Here is a 6245-nt window from a genome sequence, read left to right as displayed (position 1 = left end):
GTACCGGTCGTCATCCCAGCGTTAGAGAGCCTTCCGCATATGCCGGCACGTTGGGCAAGGCTCATTGTCATGGCTCAAGAGATGTTGACCCAACAAGCCGCATCCTAAGGACGGATTCGGCGGAGCGTACCCTTGACCATCCGAACCTCGCCAAAGGTAAAATCAGGATAGGGCAAGGGCTGCTTTCCTATGCCCTTCTTTTCTGCCCTTGCCCTTACTGACCGTTTTTCTCCTTTGGCGAGTGTTGGTCAAGGGCGAATCCGATTCCACCATCCCCTTTATTTCCCTTCAAAAGGTAGCCCGTGATGACTTTTCATAGATTTTTTGACGCTACCGAGGATTACCAATCTAATGATTCTAAAAACGTATAAATGTCTTCATGAAGCTGTTCTTTTTCTTTATCAAGCGTAATGACGTGTCCTGACTCCTCATACCATTTTATTTGTTTTACTGGAGATTCAACGCCGTTATAAATAATATTTGCACTATCCGGGTTAATCATGTCATCATGACGCGCTTGTACAACAAAAACAGGCGCATAAATGAAATCTAAATGATCGCGCACATCAGCAATAAGTTGTTGCAGTGCTTTCAATGTTTTCATCGGCGTTTTCGCAAACTCCGCCATTTCTCGCTCGATTTGCTCCTCGCTTTTTCCTTCTCGCTTTTTATATTCGCGAGCGTACGCTAAAACTCCTTCATACATCGTCTGTTCACTTTTGATATACATCGGGGCGCACATCGGCACGATGCCCACGACAGGAACAGTATAGCCAAGTTTTAACGAAAACACACCGCCAAGCGATAATCCAACAACAGCGATTTTTTCATGGTTTTGTTTTAAATATTCGTAAGCGTTCATCACATCTTGCCACCAATCTTCCGGGCCGGTATGCACAAGTTCTTCTGGCGGCACGCCATGTCCCTTATAAATTGGGGCGTGGCACGTATATCCTTTTGACTGTAAAAAACGTCCAAGCATCCGTACATCGGCAGAATTTCCGGTAAATCCGTGCAATAACAATACTGCCCGTTCACCTGCTTCAAACGTAAACGGTTGTGGTGCAACTAGCTTCACAACAATTCCTCCCTTCTCCATGAAAAAAGCGATCCGCATCGCTGGACCGCTGTTACAGTTCAAAATAAGTGACAGCTACTGTTAATACGAAAAACAACACGGCAAGAACAACAGTCACACGGTGCAACACCGCATCAATCCCGCGTGCTTTCTGTTTGCCGAACAATTGTTCAGCCCCGCCTGTAATCGCACCCGAAAGCCCTGCGCTTCGACCGGATTGCAATAAAACAACCGCAATCATTCCGATCGAAACAATGACAAGCAACGTAACAAGAAACGTATGCATACTTTACACCTCCAACGACGCACATCAATCACAATAGTTTTATTTTAACATAACAACATTCATTTGTACAACGGACGAAAAGATCTGATGAAGATCTCCAATCGATGATCGAAGCCGTTGGCTACCATGACACTTCGCGGACGTTTACGGTGCGTACGTTGGTTGCCTTTTTTCTGTTGGCGTCACTTCACGAAAGGAAAAGTTTCCGTCATGGCACCGATGTGGCGAAGATGTACGGGTTGCCAACGTTTCATTACTCGACGGTTTCTAAGAAAGCGAAAGAAGTTCCGTACGACGTGATGAAGCGCTTATTTGCTTTGGTGGTTTCGAAATGCAATCGCCACACCCGCCGTTCGCTTCGCTTCCGAAAGCGTTGCGTGTAGTAGATTCCACGACTGTCACTAACACCTTTCTTCCTCCACCTCTTCGATCGTGCGTATTTTACTTGCCAGTTAGGAACAAAACAATGTCGTTCCAAGAAACGCCATCGCGTCGTGATCTTTCAGAATGCGAACAGGCATGACATCCGTGTCGTCACGAACGTCTTGGAAGCATCGGCAGAAAAGATTGCCGAAATGTATCAAGTGCGTTGGACGGTGGAAGTGTTTTTCCGTTGGCTGAAGCAATATCTAAACGTTCCGACTGGAAATGCTAATTTAACTATGTACAAAAATGATTGTTTAAAGCTATATAGTTTCTCTCATTGCCTTAGGGCAACTTTACATGGAGAGGCGGGCATGATAGCCTTGTTAGGCGGAGCCAGCTATTGATATTGCTGGTTTCTTGGCTCGTAAGTCATGCCCGTAGAGGCTCCATGTCAAGTTATTACTATCCACCACTTAATAACATAATTATCCATAAAATCATTTTTGTACATCACTATACAATCAAAATTGTGCATTCTTATTTTGACATTTACATTCCGACCTTATTTGGCACGAACGAGCACGCGGTATACAACCAACTGTTTGCAGCATTTATCGCTTATGTGTTACTAAGATGGCTATATCCCCGAACGGAAAAACGGACAACCTCGTCTCTTTCCTTTCTTTCGTTTGTCCGTCGTTTTTTCTCTGGGCAACTTCCTCTCGAATGGAAATCCGAGATGGCAGCTGTCTTATTTGAGTATACTCACATTTCCGGGAGAAGTATGCCTAATTTTGGATAATCATCAGCCGTGCCTTAGTATGATTTAACGACTTCTAAAAGTAATTCCCGAACCCTTTCATGAACTTTTAATTCTTCAGAAAAATGGGAGGATTTTTCTAAATGTTTCCTTAAAGGTTCGTAATAAGGATACAAAGCAAAAAATCTTTATACAACAATTTTCTTTGATACCTAGGTATCTTCTTATGAGCCAGGACATAACTTAAACTTCCACTTATTAATGAACAAAGTAACTATTCAGCCACATCATAAAGTGAGCTGAATAGTTACATTATCAATGGTCTAACTAAAAAGACGACAACGCTATAATATAAAATAAGCGTGTCGTCAAATTTGTTCTATCGTACAGTTTGCTTTTGTTTTATCTTTTCAAACCAATCGTCTGCAACATCTAAATAGGGTAAGACATTCTTAGCTATTTCCATAAACTCTGCTTCTTCTAAGTTTTGTGTTTCGTTATCAAATCTAAACCAATCCTTATTGCCATTTTTATGTTCCAAGATTCTGAAGCGATTGTTTAAGTGAAAAGCATTTAACTTTTGAAATGGACGGATGAGATTATCAATCTTTACTTTTCCTTCTTCATTAACTTTCGCTACCCCAATCTCTATTAAAAATCCTCCCCCCCATTTATCAAATTGAAACGATAATAGATACCCCAGCTGCCCCCTTGTTTCCTAAAATGAGGAAAGCTACCCTTGAATCCCCTGCTTTTTAACTCTGGGACTACTATTTTCTTTAAAGCACTAATCATCTTATCTTTATTAGACATAAAATCGCTCCTTACTGGTTAAAAACTTTCACGGTGTATGCTATATGATATACCATGCTTCTTTAAAAGCTTTCTAAGACTTCTACTTGGATCTACTTTACCAGTTCTTGAACTTATATAGAAATTCCAGTGCACCCTTTTCACTTTCCTATTTTTTAATAACCATGCATCTTTTGCAACCTGTGCCCTTGTGAAAATAGAAGCTGAGACTCTTCCTACTTTAACTTCATGTAGTGTACCATTTTTTACAATATCCGCTCGTCTTTTTGTTTTGCCAATATTAAATATTCTTTGAATATGCACTGGTTTAGCTCCTAACCTTCTAGCAAGATATTTCTCAGCAGCTAATCCAGCTGACCTAGCTGCCTTTAATCTTCCTCCACCAACCAAACCGAACGCAGCGGAAAACGCAACACCTTTCCATCCTTTTCCTGCCTTGTACGCCTTATACCCATCATACGCCGCCAATCCCGCATTAATCGCCATCCAAACAAAATGCCCATCCGGATCGACCATCATCACCGGATTGTTGTTCGCATATGTGTAGCCGTTTTGGGTTAGAATATCATCCGAATCTCCCGGATCAGGGTCCATGGACAAGAACACACCATGGGTCGGGTGGTAGTATCGGGCGATCAAATAGTATAGTCCCGTCTCTTCGTCATATTGATATCCCGCATAGCGATAAGGGTTTTCGTCTGCCATCTCACCGGATTTTGAAAGAAGCTGGCCCCATGTGTCGTACTCGTAACGAGCGACCACGTTTCCTTGCGCATCGGTTAACGCGATGACATCGCCATGCGCGTTGTAGTGGTAGAAGTACGTCGCCCCGCCTTTTTTCATTGCCAACAGCTGGCCGTTTTCTCCGTATACATACGATTGTACCACATTTCCGCTCGCGTCGGTTTCATATAAGACGTTGAGGCTGTCGCCTTGGTAGTGGTAGTTCGTTACCACGCCATTCACGGTCTTTTGAATGCGGCGACCGTCGTCGTCATATTTGTATGTGACAAACGGCGCGCTTTCTCCTTTTCGAGTGATAGCGACAAGCTGATCGGCTTCGTTCCATTCATATTGGTACTCACTGTCTTCGGTCCGGTTGCCGTTCGCATCGTACGTGATCGTTTCATCGCCGAAACGAACCAACTGATTCGCCGCATTATAATCGGCCGTCGTCGTCGTGGATGATCCCTCTTTCGTTTTCACGATTTTCGTCCGGTTCCCGAATCCATCGTACGTGTACTCGATCGTCGTTCCATCCGGCCATTGCTCTTCCACTAGTTGATCTAAGGCGTCATAACGATAGAGCGTCTTCGCGCCGGTCGGGATGGCGATTTCTGTCCGATTGCCGTTTTCGTCATAACGGTACGTTTCCGCCAATAACTCGGTTCCATCTGCCGTCCCCACTGACAGACTTTTCACCAAGCCGCGGTCATCATACGTGAAGGTGGCTCCCGCTCCGTTTCCAGTCGTAAATGTGCGAACGTGTCCTCTTTCGTCATAATCAAAGCGATACGTATACGTTCCGTCTTGGACGATGGTATTTTGGTCCAAGGCGTTGTATTGATAGGTGACGGTTTGGCTAAACGATCCATGCGAGAACAGGAACTGTTGTCATTGATCCGAGATCGTCGAATCAACTCTTTTCCACTTTTTCTAAATTATAAATTTCATTTTTAACAACAATGCGATTGTTTGCCACCCGCAGATTTCCTTTCTTAAGCTCGGTTTTGGAAAGCCTCTCCTAAAAAGAAAAAAACCTTAAGAGAGGCATATACTCTCCTAAGGCTAGGAAGCTAAAATACATCTGTTACTTCGTTCTAACTCGAAATAAAACACTCTTAACATTCATCGACATCTTCTAACTTAAAATATTTTTTCACGCATAATGGAATGTCATTTAAATGATCACGTTTCTTTAATTCCATTAACAGATCCTCTTCAGTATGAATCTTGTTGAACATTCCAAATATCTCTCTTTCAATAAACTTTTTTAGTTCATTCTTTCTATCTTCGTCAGGTATAGAAAGATCAAAATCTAATAACTCCATGATTCTTGCATTTTCTTTATCATCCAAGGAACCTAGCCCATGGGAAACATGCATCATAGAACGACCAAGCTCAAGGTTTTTTATAATAAATCCGTAATAAATATAGTAAAAATTACCGTATCTTGATTTTGATAATCTAATTATTTTTATAATCTCATCATTACTAAAGCTCCACTGATTTCCCCTCTTTTTAAAAGAATGAGATTTAAACAAATCATCTAAATATTTTATAAATTCAGATTTATCCATTCTATCACCCCTTAATAAACATGCAAAACTGTTTTCCATTTTCCTCCACGTTCTTGTTCAAATATTCGCTTATATTTTTTTAACTGTCGCTTTCCTTGAGCGATTGCTCTAGGATTATAAGGCTTTAATTCATAGATTGTTCCTGTATTGAAGTCCACAAAATCTGGACGAATTCCTGGTATCTCATTATATTCTTTATACCTTCCTTTTGTTGGATTATGCAAATGAGCCATATATTGTTTATGCATCTGTCGGCCAAGTTTTAAACTAGATTTTGTATATGTTTTACTTCTAATAATATACTTATGTATTTGATAATTTAAAATTGAGCCACTTTTGAAGGGTTCGATCACATAAAAAATGAGCCACCTGATTTCCAATTTTCATTACCTCCCTTATGATTGAAAGTGCCTAAACTTTTCATCAGAGGGAGAGAAAAAGGATGATCAAGATGGCTCAATTTCATCATATCAAATTCTTGCATGAGGTAGAAGGGCTATCCCAACGACAAATTGCTCAAAAATTAGGGATTTCAAGAAATACCGTAAGCAAATATCTAAAACAGAATGAGGCTCCAACCGCCATTCATCGGCAGAAAAACTATCATGGAAAGGAGTATTCCGATGAAACAAAGCGAGTCTT

The 6245-nt window shown here is 41.4% G+C and carries 6 protein-coding genes and 2 pseudogenes; 3 read left to right on the top strand and 5 right to left on the bottom strand.

The window, feature by feature from the left end; all coding sequences use genetic code 11:
- Window positions 1-340 precede the first annotated feature (340 nt).
- Window positions 341-1099: an alpha/beta hydrolase gene (locus tag ASC42_RS13455; RefSeq protein ID WP_280790538.1), complete on the bottom strand. Its 759-nt coding sequence runs from the start codon at window positions 1097-1099 to the stop codon at window positions 341-343.
- Between the two features lie 31 nt (window positions 1100-1130).
- On the bottom strand, window positions 1131-1364 hold the full coding sequence (secG, locus tag ASC42_RS13450; protein ID WP_009362284.1) for a preprotein translocase subunit SecG: 234 nt from the start codon (window positions 1362-1364) through the stop codon (window positions 1131-1133).
- 83 nt (window positions 1365-1447) lie between these two features.
- Here secG and ASC42_RS13880 point away from each other — a divergent pair.
- Window positions 1448-2008: pseudogene (locus ASC42_RS13880) on the top strand (transposase); the annotation flags it as partial.
- A 275-nt stretch (window positions 2009-2283) separates the two neighbouring features.
- Window positions 2284-2532: pseudogene (locus ASC42_RS13875) on the top strand (IS4 family transposase); the annotation flags it as partial.
- A 789-nt stretch (window positions 2533-3321) separates the two neighbouring features.
- Here ASC42_RS13875 and ASC42_RS13445 read toward each other — a convergent pair.
- The 3 genes from ASC42_RS13445 to ASC42_RS13945 form a co-directional block, all read right to left on the bottom strand.
- Window positions 3322-4842 (bottom strand): RHS repeat domain-containing protein, encoded by a 1521-nt coding sequence (locus tag ASC42_RS13445; protein WP_077429605.1) that lies wholly within the window; start codon window positions 4840-4842, stop codon window positions 3322-3324.
- A gap of 302 nt (window positions 4843-5144) precedes the next feature.
- Complete coding sequence (locus ASC42_RS13440; RefSeq protein ID WP_042382762.1) at window positions 5145-5603, bottom strand: DUF4304 domain-containing protein; 459 nt, start codon at window positions 5601-5603, stop codon at window positions 5145-5147.
- Window positions 5604-5614: 11 nt separating this feature from the next.
- Window positions 5615-5983, bottom strand: a complete 369-nt coding sequence (locus tag ASC42_RS13945) for a hypothetical protein (RefSeq protein ID WP_055442101.1) — start codon at window positions 5981-5983, stop codon at window positions 5615-5617.
- Window positions 5984-6054: 71 nt separating this feature from the next.
- Between ASC42_RS13945 and ASC42_RS13430 the strand changes: the two genes are divergently transcribed.
- Window positions 6055-6245, top strand: a 191-nt coding sequence (locus tag ASC42_RS13430; RefSeq protein WP_245191207.1) for a sigma factor-like helix-turn-helix DNA-binding protein, incomplete at its 3' end; no start/stop codon positions are given.

It is taken from the genome of Anoxybacillus suryakundensis (assembly GCF_001418025.1).
GTDB lineage: Bacteria > Bacillota > Bacilli > Bacillales > Anoxybacillaceae > Anoxybacillus > Anoxybacillus tengchongensis.
The sequence above is the reverse complement of the archived record's forward strand: the minus strand, read 5'-3'. Positions and strand labels throughout refer to the sequence as shown.